Raw genomic sequence first — 15,648 nt, forward strand, 5'->3', positions numbered from 1 at the left:
AGGGTCCGGCGGCCAGTCGTGATCGGCTGCGCTTCGAGCGTCCGGGGGGACAAGTGTTCCGCAGACCGTCCAGTTTCGCTGTGCCCAGGCGGCATGCACTCATCACCTTCCTGACGGTGAGCGCGGTGTTCTGTGGCATGGCCACGCCTGCGTCGGCGTCTCCGAGCCCTGTGGCACAGCCGCTTTCCGCGCAGCTGGCAGCCGAGGGCCCGGCGGCGCCGCAACACACGCCGACGGAGGCGACGGCGTTGACGGAGGCGCAGCGGACGGGTCAGCCGGTTGCGGTGGTGGAGGAGTACACCGAGACCAGTGAGGTGTTGGCGAATCCGGACGGCACGTTCACCCTTCGGACGCATACCCAGCCGGTGCGGGTGAAGCGGGAGGGTGAATGGCGTGGTGTCGACACCACGCTGACCCGGACCTCCGACGGTGGGCTTGTTCCGGTTGCGAGTCCGGCCGGGGTGACGTTCTCCGGTGGTGGCACCGCGCCGTTGGTGACGATGCGGGACGGGGACAAGAAGTTCTCGCTGAGTTGGCCGTCTCCTTTGCCCGAGCCGGTCGTGGACGGTTCGACCGCGACGTATCCCGGTGTGTTCCCGGGTGTCGATCTGCAGCTGACGGCGAGTGCGGCGGGTTACTCCGAGGTGCTGGTGGTGCGGGACGCTCAGGCCGCGGCCAACCCGGAATTGTCGTCGCTGGGGTTGACCGCGACGACGACCGGTCTGGATGTGCGCAGCGACGAGCACGACGTGTTGAGCGCGGTGGACGGCGATGGCCGGGTGGTGTTCCAGGGTTCGACGCCGATCATGTGGGACTCTGGCATCGATGCCATGAAGGGTCCGGCGCCGACGGCCACGGATCCGGGTAGTGGCAGGGTGTCCAAGCTCGAGGTCACCGCCGAGACGGTCGCGACGGAACCCGTGAGCCGGTCCAGCACGGTCGATGTGACGGTCGCGCCGGACGTCGAGGCGCTCACCGGTGCGGATGTGCGGTATCCGGTGTACATCGACCCGGTGATGTCGCGTTACCACGATGCGTGGGCGGAGGTCACGAGCAGCGGCTGGTACTACTGGAACGCGAACATGGACGCCCAGGTCGGTTTCTGCGACTACTGGCGCGGGTGCGACGGCAGTTGGACGGCCCGCTCGTTCTTCCGCTTCAACAGCACCGACCTTCAGCAGCGCAACGGCACGAAGGCCCAGATCCACGAGGCCTACCTCTACGCCACGCAGGTGCACGGGACGTCGTGCAGCGACGAGTACCCGGTGTCGCTCTACCAGGTCGACCCGATCAGCTCGGCGACCCGCTGGCCGGGCCCCAACGGGTTCGCCCTCGACACCCGGACCTCCAAGGCCGGTGTCGACTGCGGTGGCGCCGGAGTGGTGCGTTTCGACGTGTACGGCACGGCGGTCGGCGCGGTGAACAACAACTGGTCCGAGGTCAACTTCGGGCTGCGCTCACCGGACGAGACGAACCGGATGCAGTGGAAGAAGTTCGCCAACAACCCGCACCTGGACGTGGTCTTCTCCTTCCCGCCCAACGCGCCCCACGGCCTCGCGGTCGGCAACGCGGTCACGTGCGACAACCGGATCGTCACCCCGGACGCCTACCCCAAGCTGTACGCGACGGCCTCGGACAACAACAACCCGCCGTTGAACATCGGGCTGTTCTACGAGATCTGGAACAGCACCGGCACGACGCTCAAGGCGAGCACGGACTCCCCGGTGGTGATCGCCTCGGGCAGCCAGGGGGCGTGGAACAGCACCGCCAACCTGGGCAACGGCGACTGGGCCTACCGGGTCGCGGCATGGAACCAGTACCCCGGTGACTCCACCAGGAACCGGGGCGCCGGCGGGTACTCGAACTGGCTGTGGTTCACCACCCGGGCAGCGCCGATCAGCCAACGCCCGACCATCACCAGCACCGACTACCCCACCGACTACTGGGGCCGTCCGCAGAACCAGCCGGGCAGCTTCACCTTCGACGCCGCCGGTGCGTCCGACATCGCCGGGTTCACCTACACCTTCTCCGGCGCGGGCACCGAACGGGTGCCGGCGACCACCGACTGCGACTACGACCAGACGTTCGGCGCCACCGGCGGATGGGTCGCCAGCACCGACGGCGCCACCCCCGGCAGCGGCGGCCGCACCGCGCGGATCACCGTGCCGCCCACGCTGAGCCCCGGCTACCACACGCTGCACGTGCGCAGCTTCGACGACGCCCACAAGCTCTCCCCCGAGTCCGAGGCCTACACGTTCTACGTCGCCCCGTCCTACACCGCACCGGCTCCCAGCACACGGATCGAAGCCGAATCGCTGACCGCGACCGGCACCGGCGTGACCACCGCGGTGGTCAACGACGCGGCGGCCTCGGGCGGCAAGTACCGCGCCGCGACCACCACCACGGACGGTGCCAGCCTCGCCGTCCCGTTCGCCGTTCCTGCCGAGGGCTACTACAACGTCGACGTGGGTCTGATCGACAACGCCACCGTTCCGGATGCCGCCACTTTCATGCTCGACGGCAAGCAGGTCTCCAACACCTTCCAAGGTGGCCGCGCTGCGACGACCAGGACGCTCGACAAGCAGCTCGCCGGAATGCACCTGGCCGCGGGCGCCCACCGACTGGACGTCAAGATCAACAAGAAGTCGGGCTCCTCCGCGACCTCGTTCAAGGTCGGCCTCGACTTCCTCGACCTGTCGCCGACCGTCAAGCTCGACGCCGAGACACTGCCCGTCGTCTCTCACGACAAACCACTGGCGCACATGGTCGACTGCTGCGTCGAACTGGCGTTCAACAGCGGCGCCCAGGTGCGGTTCGAAGGCGACAACGTCGGCCAGGCGCTCACCTTCGAGGTCACCGTCCCGATCGAGGCCGACTACGCCATCGGCGCGGGCACCACCAAGTCACACCAGTACGGCAACTACAGCGTCAGCATCGACGACACCATCATGACCCAGACCGCCATCACCGCGGCCACCGGAACCCGCGCGGTCACCGGCTTCGTCGGACTCGGCGGCGCCCACCTGACCGCCGGAAAGCACAAGATCACCTTCCGGACCACGGCCGACCACCCGGACTCGACCACCCCGCGCTACCACATCGGGCTGGACTACCTCACCTTCCAGCCGGTCAACAACGTCATCGCGGCCGACTTCACCGCCGCGATGAACAACAAGGGCATCGGCAGCGACGGCACCACCGCCGCCGACGTCAACTTCATCGGCAACGGGCTCTCCGCCCAGACCCTGGCCGCCGCCGGTCTGGCTCCAGGCCGCACGACGGTCATCGGCGGCGCCGCCTTCACCATGCCGCTGGCCAACCCGACCACCGGCAACGACAACGTCGTGGCCATCGGCCAGACCATCCCGTTCCCCACACCGCACCAGGTCAAGGCGAGCGCGGTCGGTCTGCTGACGGCCAGCACCTGCGGGGGCAGCCCGGCACGCCACGGAACCATCACCTACACCGACGGCTCCACCTCGAGCCCCCGGTTCCCGTCCGTGAATAACTGGATCGACCTGCCGTGGGACCCGATCGGCGTCACGCTGCCCTACCGGCTCGCCGGCTCGAACCCGGACAAGACCCTGCAGCCGGTGATCTACCCGATCTTCGTGCCCGCGGATCCGACCAAGACGGTGAAGTCGATCTCCCTGCCCAACTACGGGTCGTCGCTGCTGCCGAACACCTGCGCGCCCGCCCTGCACGTGCTGTCCATCGCGCCACGACCGGTCGACACCGGCTGGGTCGGCGCCTGGGCCGCACCATCCGACGCCGCCGTCGTCCCACCCGGCGGACACGGGTTCGCCGACAAGACACTGCGCACCGTGCTACGGCCCACCGTGACCGGCGGCCAGACCAGGGTGAAGCTGTCCAACGCGCTGAGCACCACACCCGTCACCATCGACGCCGCGAGCATCGCAGCCCAGATCGGCACCGACTCCACAACCGGCCCCGCCACCACCCTGCGGTTCTCCGGCGCCGCCACCGTCACCCTGCCCGCAGGCGGTGAGGCGCTGAGTGACCCCGTCGCCTACCCGACCGGCGGCAACGGCAACCTGGTCGTCAGCATCCACCTGCCCACCGCCACCGCACAGGCCCCCATGCACGGCAACCCCACCGCGCCGACCTACCTCGCCCCCGGCAACGCCGTCGCCGACACCACCGGCACACCGTTCACCACGACCCTGAACGGCAGCTACTACGTCACCGGCGTGGACGTCTCCACCACCGACCCCGGCGCCGGCACCGTCGTCGTGCTCGGAGACCAACTGTCCGCAACCGCACCTCCGGGCAGCGCCCAGCGCAACACCTGGGTCGACGAACTGCCCGCCAAGCTCGCCGCCAACGGCACCACCCTGCCCGGCGGCCTGATCAACGCAAGCCGCGCGGGCATCCCCGACACCGCCCGCTGGCGACTCACCGACAGCACCGGCACCATCGCACGCGACCACACCGGCAACAACCACGCCACCACACACGGCGGCGTCACCTGGAGCACCGAACACAACGGCTCCGCCGTGCTCGACGGCACCACCGGCCACCTCGAAACCAGCGGCAAGGTACTCGACACCACCAAGAACCTCAGCGTCTCCGCCTGGGTCAAGATCCGATCCCACGCCACCGACCAGAGCGCCGTCAGCCAGGACGGCACCACCACCAGCGCCCTCCGACTCCACTACGACGCCACCGCACGCCGCTGGGCCTTCACCACCCGCTCCGCGGACTCCACCACAACCACGCCCCGGCAGGTCCTGTCGAAGAACGAACCCGCACTCAACACCTGGACCCACCTCACCGCCACCTACGACGCACACAGCCGAATGGCCCGCCTCTACGTCAACGGCGCCCTCGAAGCCTCGACAGGCGACGTCGCACCGTTCGACGCCACCGGGCAGTTCGCCATCGGACGCGCCCGCCACGCCGGCAACGACACAGCCTTCCTCAACGGATCCATCGCCGACGTACGCGTCCAACAGTGGACCATCACCCGCAACGACGTCGTCTTCGCCTACAACCAACCCGACTTCGGCACCTACCCCCACACCGGCGCCATCGGAGCGGGCAACGCCCGCACCGACCTCCACCGCACCGCACTGAGCGCCCCCAACACCCGCACCGTCCTCGTCGCCGCCGGAGCCAACAGCCTCCTCCGCGGCGCCACCGCCACCGACGTCCGAGCAGGCCTCACCGCACTCACCAGCGCCAACAGCCCGGACGGCCTCAAGGATGACCAACGCCCGGACGGCACCGCGATCCACGTCATCCTCACCACCGTGCCACCGCTCGGACTCGACGCCAACGACCCACGCGAAACACAACGCCGTCAGCTCAATCAGGACATCATGGCCGACTTCCTCCTATACGAAGCCGACTACGCGGTCGACTTCGACGAAGCCGTCCGCGACCCCTCCAACCCCAACCGCATCGCACCGCAATACCTCACCAACGGCGTCCCCAACGAGGCCTACCACCACCAAATCGCCCAATACCTCGCCGACGCCATCAACGACTTCCCACCACGAGCAGAACTCTGACCGACCGGGGGAGTGAGGTTGAACAGCTTGCCGACAGGGGCAGCGCTGCCGGGCGCACCGGCCTGCGGAGTGGGCGCCACCATGCGTGGAGGTCGTCGCAGTCCCGTCTCGTCGGTGTGATCGTGCCGTCGCTCGCTTGGGATCGGCGAGCGATCCGAGCAAGGCTCGCACGCATTCTCGAGGACGTGCATCGTGCGCTGCTCAAGCTCCCTCAGCCCCCGTGCGCCACGCCGCGTACAACCCCAGCGCCGCCTTCAACCGCTCGCGCCTGGCGAACAGCGCCACCTCCCGCTTGGCGGGGCGATGCGGATGGACTACGCGCTGTTGTCCCGGATGCAGCTGCAGTCCATCAGCGACCAGCAGGACCCGCTGCGCTACCCGCCGATCGCGGTGGCGGCCCCGATGCCGGTGCTGCCGGAGCAGTCAGCGAGCTGGACCTATCCGCAACCGGACATGTCCGCCGAGCAGGTGGCGTTCACGCTGGTCACCAGGATGCTCGGGCGGCTCTACCTGTCCGGGCACCTGGACCACATCGACGCCGGACAACTCGACGCGGTGCGCGAAGCCCGTGCGCGTCCACCGGGACCTCCGAGCCGACCTGGCCAGGGCCGTGCCGGTGTGGCCGCTCGGCCTGCCCGGCTGGGACGACCCGTGGCTCAGCCTCGGGCTGCGGACGGGCGACGTCACCTACCTTGCGGTGTGGCGTCGCGCGGAGCCGACGATCCCGTTTCTTCGCGACCAGGCGCCGGTGCCATCGCAGGAGAGTGCCCGGTGTCACCTGTCGGTGCTCGCGCACCGCTCAGCTGTGGGCGTAGCGGGAGCAGATCGATGTCGGCGACCTGGTCGTGCCGCCTGTGGGGTGTCAACAGTCGGCCACATGGCCTGACCTGCGGTTATGCTGCGACGGGTTCGTACTCGTTGATCAGGCCGCCGAGGACTGGTCGGCGGCGTATCGAGGTGCGGCCCGGCCCTGCGGTTGGGTGGTCTGGTCGTGGTGGTGTGAGTTGTAGGGCTTGGTGTGGTCTGCGGTGGTTGTAGTGGGTCGTGTAGCGGTTCAGCACGGTCCGCAGGTGGTGTTGGTTGAGGATGAGCAGTCGGTCGGTGACTTCGCGTCTGACGGTGCCGACGAAGCGTTCGGCGTGGGCGTTGGCTCGTGGGCACCGTGGCGGGGTCTTCACGACCTGGATGCGTGCGCTGGAGAGGGCCGCGTCGAACGAGGCGGTGAACTGGGCGGCCCGGTCGCGGATGAGGAACCGGAGGTCGTCTGTCCGGTCGCCCGAGGTCCATCATTTGGTTGCGGGCTTGTTGGGTGGTTCCTGCACCGTCGGGGTTCGTGGTGGTGCCGAGGATGTGGACGTAGCGGGTGGCGGCTTCCATCACGAAGAACACGTAGAAGCGCTTGAGGGTGACCGCGCAGTCGACGTGGAAGAAGTCCCAGGCCAACAGGCTCGTGGCCTGGGTGTGGAGGAACCGCCGCCAGGAGGTGTCGGTGCCGCGCCGGGGAGCGGGTGGTATCCGCAGGCGCTTGAGTACGCGCCGTACGGTCGAGTCGGCTGCTCGGTGGCCGAGCTTGAGCAGTTCGCCCTGGATCCTGCGGTAGCCCCAGCCGGTGTTCTCCCGCGCCATGCGCTCGATCAGCGCCACGATGGTGTCGTCGACCGGCGGTCGACCGGTGCGATTGGGGTAGGTCCACTTTTTCGCGACCAGGCGCCGGTGCCATCGCAGGATGGTTCCCGGTGTCACCAACCGGTGCTCACCCAGCCGTCGGGGGAGTCGGCGAACCAGCGCGGCGAGCACCGCGCGATCGGCCCAGTCCAACGGCGGGCGAGGGTTGGTCCGGCGCAGCACGGCGACCTCGTGCCGCAGCACCAGCAGCTCGACGTCCTTAACCGCGGAGGACCGGCCGAGCAGAACCAGCCAGTCACCGAGTCGGACGAAGATCAGGTACAGCAGTCGTGACGCCACACCTCACGATCGTGCCCTGGTGGTCCAGCGTGCGCGATCGTCGCTGCTCAGCATCCCAGTGCAGAGTTCTGACACCCCACAGGCTGACCGGCATGCCGCTCGCGGCGACCGCGGTCGGCGTGAAGGTCACCGAGGCGGCCACCATCTGTGCGGAGAAGAGCGCGGAACTTCGGCGTCTCACCGTTGAACCTTCCGAGTTCGCCCGTCGCAGGATCACGGCGGTGCGACCGGCGTGTCAACGGATGAACGCGCCGGACAGCGAAAGTCGCCCCGTTTCGGCCGAATTCCCAGCCGGACGGCGAAAAGGCGGCACTTTCGGCGTTGTCCGGCCGTGCCGCGTTGGGTGTGCGGCTACGGGCGACCAAGGGGCACAGAAGGGCTCACCGACCTTGGGTGCGCGCACATTTGTCGCTGCGACGCGGTCACCGACTTCTCGAAGAAGATCGATCGCCGCATTGAACCGCCCGGGCGTTGATGGGGACTCCATTGCTTGTGGAGGATGGAGTCATGGCCGGAACGTCACGGCACTCGGCCGAGGGACGTCAGCGGGCGGTGCGGCTGGTCGAGGAGCACCGGGAGGAAAACCCGTCGTGGTCCCGGGACCACGACGGAGGAGTCCGCGGAACTCAGGCGCCTCAACCGTGAGGTGGCGGAACTGAAGCGTGTCAACGAGATCCTGCGATCGGCGACCTTCTTCGCGGCGGAGCTCGACCGCCCCTCCCGGCGGTGATCACCTATGTCGACGAGCATGGGGACCGGTTCGGGGTCGAGCCGATCTGTCGTGTCCTGCGTCGGGCAGGCGTGGCGATCGCCCCGTCCACCTACTACGCCGCCAAGGCCCGTACCGCCTCGGCGCGTACCGTCCGCGACGAGGAGACGCGCGAGGAGATTCTGTCCGCGTGGCGGGAGAACCGCCAGGTCTGCGGAGCACGGAAGATCTGGATCGTGTTGCGCCACAGGGGGGATCACGGTCGCCCGGTGCACGGTCGAGCGGTTGATGCGCGAGCTGGGCCTCAGCGGTGTGATGCGCGGCTGTCCCCGCCGCACCACGAACCCGGCCAGGGACGGGCGCCGCGCCCGCGACCTGGTCGACCGGGACTTCACCGCGGGACGGCCGGACGCGTTGTGGGTGGCGGATTTCACCTACGTGCCTACCCGGTCGGGCACCGTCCACGTCGCGTTCGTCATCGACGTCTTCTCCCGCCGGATCGTGGGCTGGAAGGCCGACACCTCCATGCGCACCGCGCTGGAGATGGCGTTGTGGACCCGCGGGCACACAGGCCACCCGATCACGGCGGGGTTGATCCACCACTCGGACGCGGGTCTCTCGCCGAGAGAAGCAGGAGCCGGCACTCGCCGACAGCAGGGAGGTCGTCGCGGCCAACCGAACTGGGTGGTGAAGCTGACACTGTCATATTGACAGTGTCGGTTATAGTCGTGTCGTGAGCGACGAGGAGCTGTGGACGATCGGGCAGCTGCCGGACCGGGTCGCCGCGCTGCTCGCCGACGATTACGGGGGCCAGCGGAGCGGCCGGGTGCGGGAGTTGCCGAACGGGCGCGCCATCCGGTGGTACACGACCATCGGGTTGGTGGATCGGCCGGTGGCGTACCGGGGACGCGCCGCGCTGTACGGGCGGCGGCACCTGCTCCAGGTGGTCGCGGTCAAGAAGTTGCAGGCGGCGGGGCACACGCTGGCGGAGATCCAGGCGGTGGTGGTGGGCGCGGACGACGGCAGGCTCGCCGAGCTGGCCGGGGTGACCCGGCAGGTCGAGCCTGCTGGACGAGCCGAACCTGCGGGACGGTCGGACGACGGTGCCGCGGCGTCCCGCAGCGGGGCCTTCTGGCGCGACCGGCCCGCGTCGTCGCCACCCGCGCCACCCGCAGCGATGCCGCCGGCCGCTCCCGCACCGGTGGCCTCCGCACCTCCGGCCGCCGGCGTCACCCGGGTCGTGCCCGGTCTGCGCCTGGGACCCGGCGTCACCCTCGTGCTCCACGCCGCCGACCGCGTCCCCGACGCGGCCGAACTCGCCGCCATCGAAACCGCCGCGGCACCCCTGCTCGACCTGCTCGCCCGCACGGGTCTGGCCCCGACCACTGGAGAGGACAACGGATGAGCACCCGCATCGCAGTCGTGGGAGACGTCGGGGCCACCCGGCCCACCGAGGACGACGGCCTGGGCTGCCTGCGCACCGAGCGTGGCAACCTCCCGCTGGAAGCCGTCGACGTCCACGCGACCATCACCGGGCTGGCCTCGCGCACCACCATCACGCAGACCTTCCACAACCCGCACCCCGACCCCCTCGAAGCGACCTACGTCTTCCCGCTGCCCGCCCGTGCCGCGGTGACCGCGCTGCGAGTGGAGGCCGACGGCCGCGTGGTGGAGGGCATGCTCAAGGAACGCGCGGCCGCGCGGGCCGACTACGACCAGGCCGTCTCCGACGGCAAGCGCGCCGCCATCGCCGAGGAGGAGCGGCCGGGCGTGTTCACCACGCGCGTCGGCAACATCGTGCCCGGCGAGCGGATCACCGTGCGCCTCACGATCGTGGGGGTGCTCGCCTACGAGGACGACACCGCCGAGTACCGCCTGCCGCTGGTCGTCGCACCCCGCTACGTCCCCGGCACCCCGCTGCCCGGCGACCAGGTCGGCGACGGCGTGGCCCGTGACACCGACGCGGTGCCCGACGCCTCCCGCATCAGCCCTCCGGTGCTGCTGCCCGGTTTCCCGAACCCGGTCCGCCTGTCCCTGGTGGTGGACGTCGACCTGGCCGGGCTGCCACCCGCCGAACCCTCGGCCAGCCTGCACGCCACCGTCACCGAGGAGACCGCCGGCGGGTTCCGCGTCCGGGTCGAGCCGGGTGCGCGCGTAGACCGCGACTTCCTGCTGCGCTTGCGCTTCGCCGACGCCGACGTGGTCCGCACCTCGTTGGCCGTGCGCCCGGACGAGGGCGGCGAGGGCGGCACGTTCGCGCTGACCGTGCTGCCCCCGGCCGCCGGCGGCGGGCTGCCGAGCCGGGACGTGGTGCTCGTGCTGGACCGGTCGGGCTCGATGCACGGTTGGAAGGTGGTCGCGGCGCGCCGGGCCGCGAGCCGCGTGGTCGACTCGCTGCGCGCGGACGACCGGTTCGCCGTGCTGGCGTTCGACGACCGGCTGGACAGCCCGGACGAGCTGCCCGCCGGCCTGGTCGCGGCGACCGACCGCAACCGCTACCGCGCGGTGGAGTTCCTGGCCGGCCTGGAGGCCCGGGGCGGCACCGAGATGCTGAACCCCCTCCAGCGCGCGGCCGGGCTGCTCGGCGCGGAGGGCGATCGGGAACGCGTGCTGGTGCTGGTGACCGACGGCCAGGTGGGCGACGAGGACCGGTTGCTGCGCGAGGTCGCCACGAGCCTGGCGGGCGTGCGGGTGCACACCGTCGGCATCGACCGCGCGGTCAACGCGGCGTTCCTGCAACGACTCGCGGGCTCGACCGGCCGCTGCGAGCTGGTCGAGTCGGAGGACCGGCTGGACGAGGCCATGCGCGACATCCACCACCGCATCGGCGCGCCCGTGCTGACCGGCCTGGCGGTGCGGGCCGACGGCCTGGCCGTGGAGGAGGGGTCGCTGGCCCCCGCGCCGCTGCCCGACCTGTTCCCCGGCGTCCCGGTCGTGGTCACCGGCAGGTACGCGGGCGAGCCGTCGGGCGCGGTGGAGGTCACCGGCTCGGGTGGGTGGCGGCAGCGGGTGGCGGCGGTGGCGAGCGACAACGCCGGGCTGGCCGCGCTGTGGGCCAGGGCTCGGGTGCGCGACCTGGAGGACCGCTACGTCGTGGGCGCGGGCGACCTCGACGCCCTGGAGCGGCAGGTCGTGAGAACATCGCTGGAGCACGGCGTGCTGTCCCGGTTCACCGCGTTCGTCGCGGTGGACGAACGGGTCGTCAACGAGGGCGGTCGGGTGCGGCGGGTGACGCAGCCGGTCGAACTGCCCGACGGCTGGTCATCCGTCCCCGCGTTCGCCGGCGGAGGCGGCTACGGCGCGGCTCCGGCCGGGATGCCGGTGGCCGGGGCGCCGATGGCGGCCATGCCGTTCGTCCCGGCCCCGGCGGCACCCCGCGCGCGGAAGACGAGGGCCCGTGCCGGTCTCGAAGCGGCCGTGGAGAGCAGCGCGGACCTGGCAGCACCTAAGCCCGTCGCACCCGCGCCGCCCGTCCCCGCGCCGGCGGAGTTCGCCGCGGAGGCGTTGACCGGGCTGCGCGAAGCGCGAGAGCCGGCCGCTGCCCTGCTCGAGCGCCTGCACCAGGCCATCGGCCGCCACCTCCCGTCGTGGCGGGCCGCGGGCGCGCCCGCCGAGGCGCTGCGGACGCTGTCGGACCTGGCCGCGGAACTCGCCGTGCCCACCACCGATCCCACCGAGGTCGACCGCCGCCTGCGGCACGCGATCGCGACGCTGGAGACCCTGGCCGAACCTCCGTCCGGCCAATCCCGGCCGGCCGAGCCCCGCCGGCGCAAGCCGTTCTGGAAGCGGTGACCTCCCGTTCCCGGGGCGGAGCCCGCCTCCCCGCCCCGGAAACGGTCCGCCGCAGACGACGACGCTGCCTGTTGTCGCGGCGCGGTACCGACCCGTCATCGCGGTCAGGCACCCGAGGGCATCGGCCGCGAAGTCGCGCCGTAGGTCGGGGACACCAGCCGATCACCCGAACCGGCGAGCGCCCCTCGTCCAAGTGCGGCAGTACAGCTACCGGGACTTCACCGACGCCTGCCAGAACGCCAAGGTGACCGTACCCATGGGCGCGGTCGGAGTTGCTCCCGGTCGGCGCGCTCCTTCGCCACGCCCCATGGACTGCGGCCATGGCGGCACGGAGAATGGGGCGCATGCCACCGCCGACGCCCGACCTCGTGGTGCACGACGAAGCGTCGTGGCACCACCTCGCCGTCCACTCGGGTGATCACGCCCTCCCGTCCTCCCGGGTCGGATCGGTCACGCGCCTCGCCGCCGCCTTCCGCGACCGGGTGGGGTGAGAACCGTGACCGTCGTGGCGGACCCGGGGCAGCACCGCCGGCAGCGGGTGCGGCTGACACCGCAGCGCACGATCCAGGTACCCGTCACCGGCTCGCGGGAGGCCGAGGGGCCGCTCACCCTCGGTCAGGTCAACATCGCGCAGTGGCTGAGCCAGGTCTCCGACCACTTCTACTCGGTGCTCTGCGTCGAGCTCCCGGTGCCGGCCGTCGCCTCGGTGGACGACGTGGTCGAGACCATCGCCGTGCTGGGCGCGCGGCACGAGGCGCTGCGCACCTCCTACGACCTCGGCGAGGAGAAGCGGCAGCTGGTCGCGGCGTCCGGCACGCTCCCGCTCGAGGTCTGCGTGCTCGGTCAGGGCCGGTGGGGTCCGCGCGACCGCACGTCGGTGGCCGGGACGCTCCTCCGCCTGCTGCGCGACAACCCCGACCCGGATCGGCCGGCGATGCGGGTCGTGGTCGCGGTCTCTCCCGACGAGGACGGCAGGGTCATCGCGTGCGCGGGCGCGTTCTCGCACATGGCGGTCGACCACGGCGCGATCGAGGTCCTGCGGCGCGAGTTCGCCGAACTGGTCGGCGACACCTCCCGCCGGCACGTCGGCACACCCCGCCACCAGCCACTGGACCAGGCGCGACTGGAGGCGACCCTCGCCGAGCGGCGCCGGGCGCGGGCGGCGCAGGTCTACCTCCAGCGCCAGACCTCGAAGATCCCCCGCCTGCTCTACCACATGCCCGACACCAGCCCCGGCGGCGATCCGCTGGCCGTGGAGCTGTCCTCACCGGCCGCCGCCACGGCGGTGCGCCGGGTGGCGGCCCGCACCCGCGCCAGCCGGCAGAGCGTCGTGCTGGCCGCGATCTGCGCTGTGCTGGCCCACCGCACCGGCGACGAGGAGATCGTGCTGCCCCTGATGTCGGGCAACCGCTTCGACCGCCACCTGCTCGACTACGTCGGCTCGCTGGCCCAGGGCACGATCGCCTCCGTCGGCGTCGCCGGGCGCGACTTCGACGCGCTGGTCGCGCACACGTGGACCACGGTCCTGGAGGCCAGCAGGCACGCCCGGTACGACGCGGCCGAACGAGCCCGGCTGGACGAGCGGATAGCCCACGAACGCGGCCTGCTGTTCCGCTACGAACCGCTGTTCAACAACCTCGCCCCCGAGCCCGGTCCCGGTACCTCGCCCGGCGCCTTGCCCGGCACCGACGAACTCCGGGCCGCACTCGCCCACACCGAGCTGCGCTGGCGTCCGGTGCAGCGCAACGCGAAACCGGTCCGCTTCACCCTCAACCAACTCGACGAGCGGCTGGTGCTCGACCTGTGGGTCGAGGACGACGGCGTGGTCCCGCGTCAGGAAGCGGAGTCACTGCTGCTGGCGTTCGAACGCCTCCTGGTGGCCGCGGCACACGAAGACCTGACCACCGCGCGGATGCACGACCTCATCGGGCTGCCGACGGCCGAGCGCTCGGCGAACTGGCTGCTGCTCGACTCGTGCCGGGTCGACCTGCGCCAGGTCCAGTCCCTCTTGGACGACGCCCTGGCCCCGGCCGTCACCCGGGTCTTCGCCGAAGCCAACGGTCACCCCTTGGTGGCCTACGTGACCATCACGGACCACGTCAGCACACCTGAACAGGCCCACGCCCGCTGCATGGCCGCACTTCCCGACCACCCGGCGGTCCTCACCCCACGCCACTACGTCCTGTGCCCCACGGCCCCGACCGACCCGGCGGACCTCGCCTCCTGGCCCGCCCCCCGCCACACCGGCACGGGACGCGCACCCGCACCGACGGTCGAGCTCTGAACGCTGGGCTCGGGTGGCCGCAGGCGATCGCGGCGGTCAACTGCCTGGGTCCGCCGGTCCCGCTCGTTGTCACCTGCGGGTCGGCCGAGTGCTGGGAGCTGGAGGCGGCTGCGATCGGGCTGACGCGCGCCATCGGGGCCGATCTGCTGCCGCTAGACCGAGACGACGTTGTGCTTGCCGAGAATGTCGTCCGTGCAGGTCATGCTGCGTGCTGGTACTCGTTGAGGATGCCGCCGAGTCGTTGCCGTCGGCGGATGTCGAGTCGGGTGACCGCTGCTTGGTCGGTGGTCGGTGGTCGGTGGTCGGTTGTGGCAGCGGTTGTAGTGGTCGGGCGTTGGCGATGCCTTGGTGGGGTCTGTGGGTGTTGTAGAAGTGCTCGTACTGGCGTAGCGCGTGGAGTAGGCGCTGCTGGTTCCGGATGAGGGTGCGGTCGAGGAGTTCGTGGCGGCAGCTGCAGATCCAGCGTTCCATGATGGCATTCATGCGCGGGATGCGGATTCCGCTGAAGACGACCCGGACGCCCGCGTCGGCGAGCACGGAGTCGAACAGGGCGGGGAACTTGCCGTCATGGTCGCGGATCAGGAACCGCGCGTGTCGACCTTCGTCTTCGAGGTCCATCACGAGGTTCCTGGCGGCTGGGGCGACCCAGGAGGCGGTCGGGTGCGCGGTGGCGAATCCGGCGGTTGGCGTGCTCGATGACCGCGAGCACGTACAGGCGGGCTCCGCTCAACGTGCGGGTCTCGAAGAAGTCGCAGGCCCGTAGCGCTTCGGCCTGTGAGCGGAGGAAGGCCGACCAGGTCGTCGTGGTGCGCTCGGGCGCCGGGTCGACCCCGGCGTCCCGGAGGATCTGCCACACCGTGGAGGCGGCGACCTTGATGCCGAGGACGAGGAGTTCTCCGTGGGTGCGGCGGTGGCCCCTGGTCGGAGTCGACGAAGCGCTTGCACCGGGAGTCGGTGCGGCAGTGCCGCGAGGAACGCCCGGTCGGCGGGGGAGAACCGTGGACGGGCGTTGCCCAGTTGGCGTTCCGAGACGGTGATCTGGTGCCGTAACGCCAGGATTTCCGTGTCCTTGTCCCGGTCGCTCATGGGTAGCAGACGCAGCAGAACGAAGGCGTTGGTCACACTGAGGGAGGCCAGTCGGAGCAGCACAGCCGGTCATCATGCCGTGCTGGACGACATCACGCGGATGGCAACCGTGGCCCGTGAGCGCTTCGGGCGCTTGGGCTGTATAGGCCTTTTACCTGCGTGGATGAGGTTTTCGGCATGCACAGGGCCGCGTAGCGGTCCAGCACCGTCCGTAGGTGGCGTTCGTTGATGACGAACAGTCGGTCGGTGGCTTCGCGTCGGACGGTGCCGATGAATCG

At 70.7% G+C, this 15,648-nt stretch carries 10 protein-coding genes and 1 other annotated feature; of the genes, 8 read left to right on the forward strand and 2 right to left on the reverse strand.

Translation table 11 applies throughout. From position 1 onward, the window contains the following. Positions 1 to 170 precede the first annotated feature (170 nt). A complete protein-coding gene (locus AB0H12_RS41795; protein ID WP_499631222.1) occupies positions 171 to 5,534 on the forward strand; it encodes a LamG-like jellyroll fold domain-containing protein in 5,364 nt (1,787 codons plus the stop codon). Between the two features lie 893 nt (positions 5,535 to 6,427). Here AB0H12_RS41795 and AB0H12_RS41800 read toward each other — a convergent pair. Continuing rightward, positions 6,428 to 6,712 carry an integrase core domain-containing protein gene (locus tag AB0H12_RS41800; protein WP_499631224.1) on the reverse strand — a complete coding sequence of 95 codons (285 nt, stop codon included), beginning with the start codon at positions 6,710 to 6,712 and terminating at the stop codon, positions 6,428 to 6,430. On the opposite strand from AB0H12_RS41800, the gene AB0H12_RS41805 reads away from it, so the two are divergent. The 6 genes from AB0H12_RS41805 (at position 6,636) to AB0H12_RS41830 (ending at position 14,284) form a co-directional block, all read left to right on the forward strand. After that, positions 6,636 to 7,493: a hypothetical protein gene (locus tag AB0H12_RS41805; protein WP_499631289.1), complete on the forward strand. Its 858-nt coding sequence runs from the start codon at positions 6,636 to 6,638 to the stop codon at positions 7,491 to 7,493. The genes AB0H12_RS41800 and AB0H12_RS41805 overlap by 77 nt on opposite strands. Before the next feature lie 693 nt (positions 7,494 to 8,186). Continuing rightward, positions 8,187 to 8,315, forward strand: a sequence feature (AL1L pseudoknot). A gap of 181 nt (positions 8,316 to 8,496) precedes the next feature. Next, a complete protein-coding gene (locus tag AB0H12_RS41810; RefSeq protein WP_499631226.1) occupies positions 8,497 to 8,919 on the forward strand; it encodes a transposase in 423 nt (140 codons plus the stop codon). 22 nt (positions 8,920 to 8,941) lie between these two features. Next, positions 8,942 to 9,613, forward strand: coding sequence for a MerR family transcriptional regulator (locus AB0H12_RS41815; RefSeq protein ID WP_499631229.1), 672 nt, complete (start codon positions 8,942 to 8,944; stop codon positions 9,611 to 9,613). Continuing rightward, positions 9,610 to 12,000, forward strand: a complete 2,391-nt coding sequence (locus AB0H12_RS41820; protein ID WP_499631230.1) for a VIT domain-containing protein — start codon at positions 9,610 to 9,612, stop codon at positions 11,998 to 12,000. Before AB0H12_RS41815 ends, AB0H12_RS41820 begins: the two co-directional genes overlap by 4 nt. 344 nt (positions 12,001 to 12,344) lie before the next feature. Continuing rightward, entirely contained in the window at positions 12,345 to 12,491 is a 147-nt protein-coding gene (locus AB0H12_RS41825; RefSeq protein ID WP_230571483.1) for a hypothetical protein, read from the forward strand. A gap of 5 nt (positions 12,492 to 12,496) precedes the next feature. Next, positions 12,497 to 14,284: a condensation domain-containing protein gene (locus AB0H12_RS41830; protein ID WP_499631233.1), complete on the forward strand. Its 1,788-nt coding sequence runs from the start codon at positions 12,497 to 12,499 to the stop codon at positions 14,282 to 14,284. A 69-nt stretch (positions 14,285 to 14,353) separates the two neighbouring features. On the opposite strand, the gene AB0H12_RS41835 is transcribed toward AB0H12_RS41830, so the two are convergent. Continuing rightward, a complete protein-coding gene (locus AB0H12_RS41835; protein WP_499631283.1) occupies positions 14,354 to 14,767 on the reverse strand; it encodes an integrase core domain-containing protein in 414 nt (137 codons plus the stop codon). On the opposite strand from AB0H12_RS41835, the gene AB0H12_RS41840 reads away from it, so the two are divergent. Continuing rightward, a complete protein-coding gene (locus AB0H12_RS41840; RefSeq protein ID WP_499631292.1) occupies positions 14,726 to 14,983 on the forward strand; it encodes a hypothetical protein in 258 nt (85 codons plus the stop codon). The genes AB0H12_RS41835 and AB0H12_RS41840 overlap by 42 nt on opposite strands. Positions 14,984 to 15,648: the final 665 nt, after the last annotated feature.

Origin of the sequence: Actinosynnema sp. NPDC023794 (assembly GCF_040639675.1) — a bacterium.
In the GTDB taxonomy this organism is placed as follows: domain Bacteria; phylum Actinomycetota; class Actinomycetes; order Mycobacteriales; family Pseudonocardiaceae; genus Actinosynnema; species Actinosynnema luteola.

Bases quoted from the DNA above. Each gene is read 5' to 3' on its own strand.
- AB0H12_RS41810 (WP_499631226.1), top strand. From the start codon at position 8,497: ATGCGCGAGCTGGGCCTCAGCGGTGTGATGCGCGGCTGTCCCCGCCGC.
- AB0H12_RS41820 (WP_499631230.1), top strand. From the start codon at position 9,610: ATGAGCACCCGCATCGCAGTCGTGGGAGACGTCGGGGCCACCCGGCCC.
- AB0H12_RS41825 (WP_230571483.1), top strand. From the start codon at position 12,345: ATGCCACCGCCGACGCCCGACCTCGTGGTGCACGACGAAGCGTCGTGG.
- AB0H12_RS41835 (WP_499631283.1), bottom strand. From the start codon at position 14,767: ATGAATGCCATCATGGAACGCTGGATCTGCAGCTGCCGCCACGAACTC.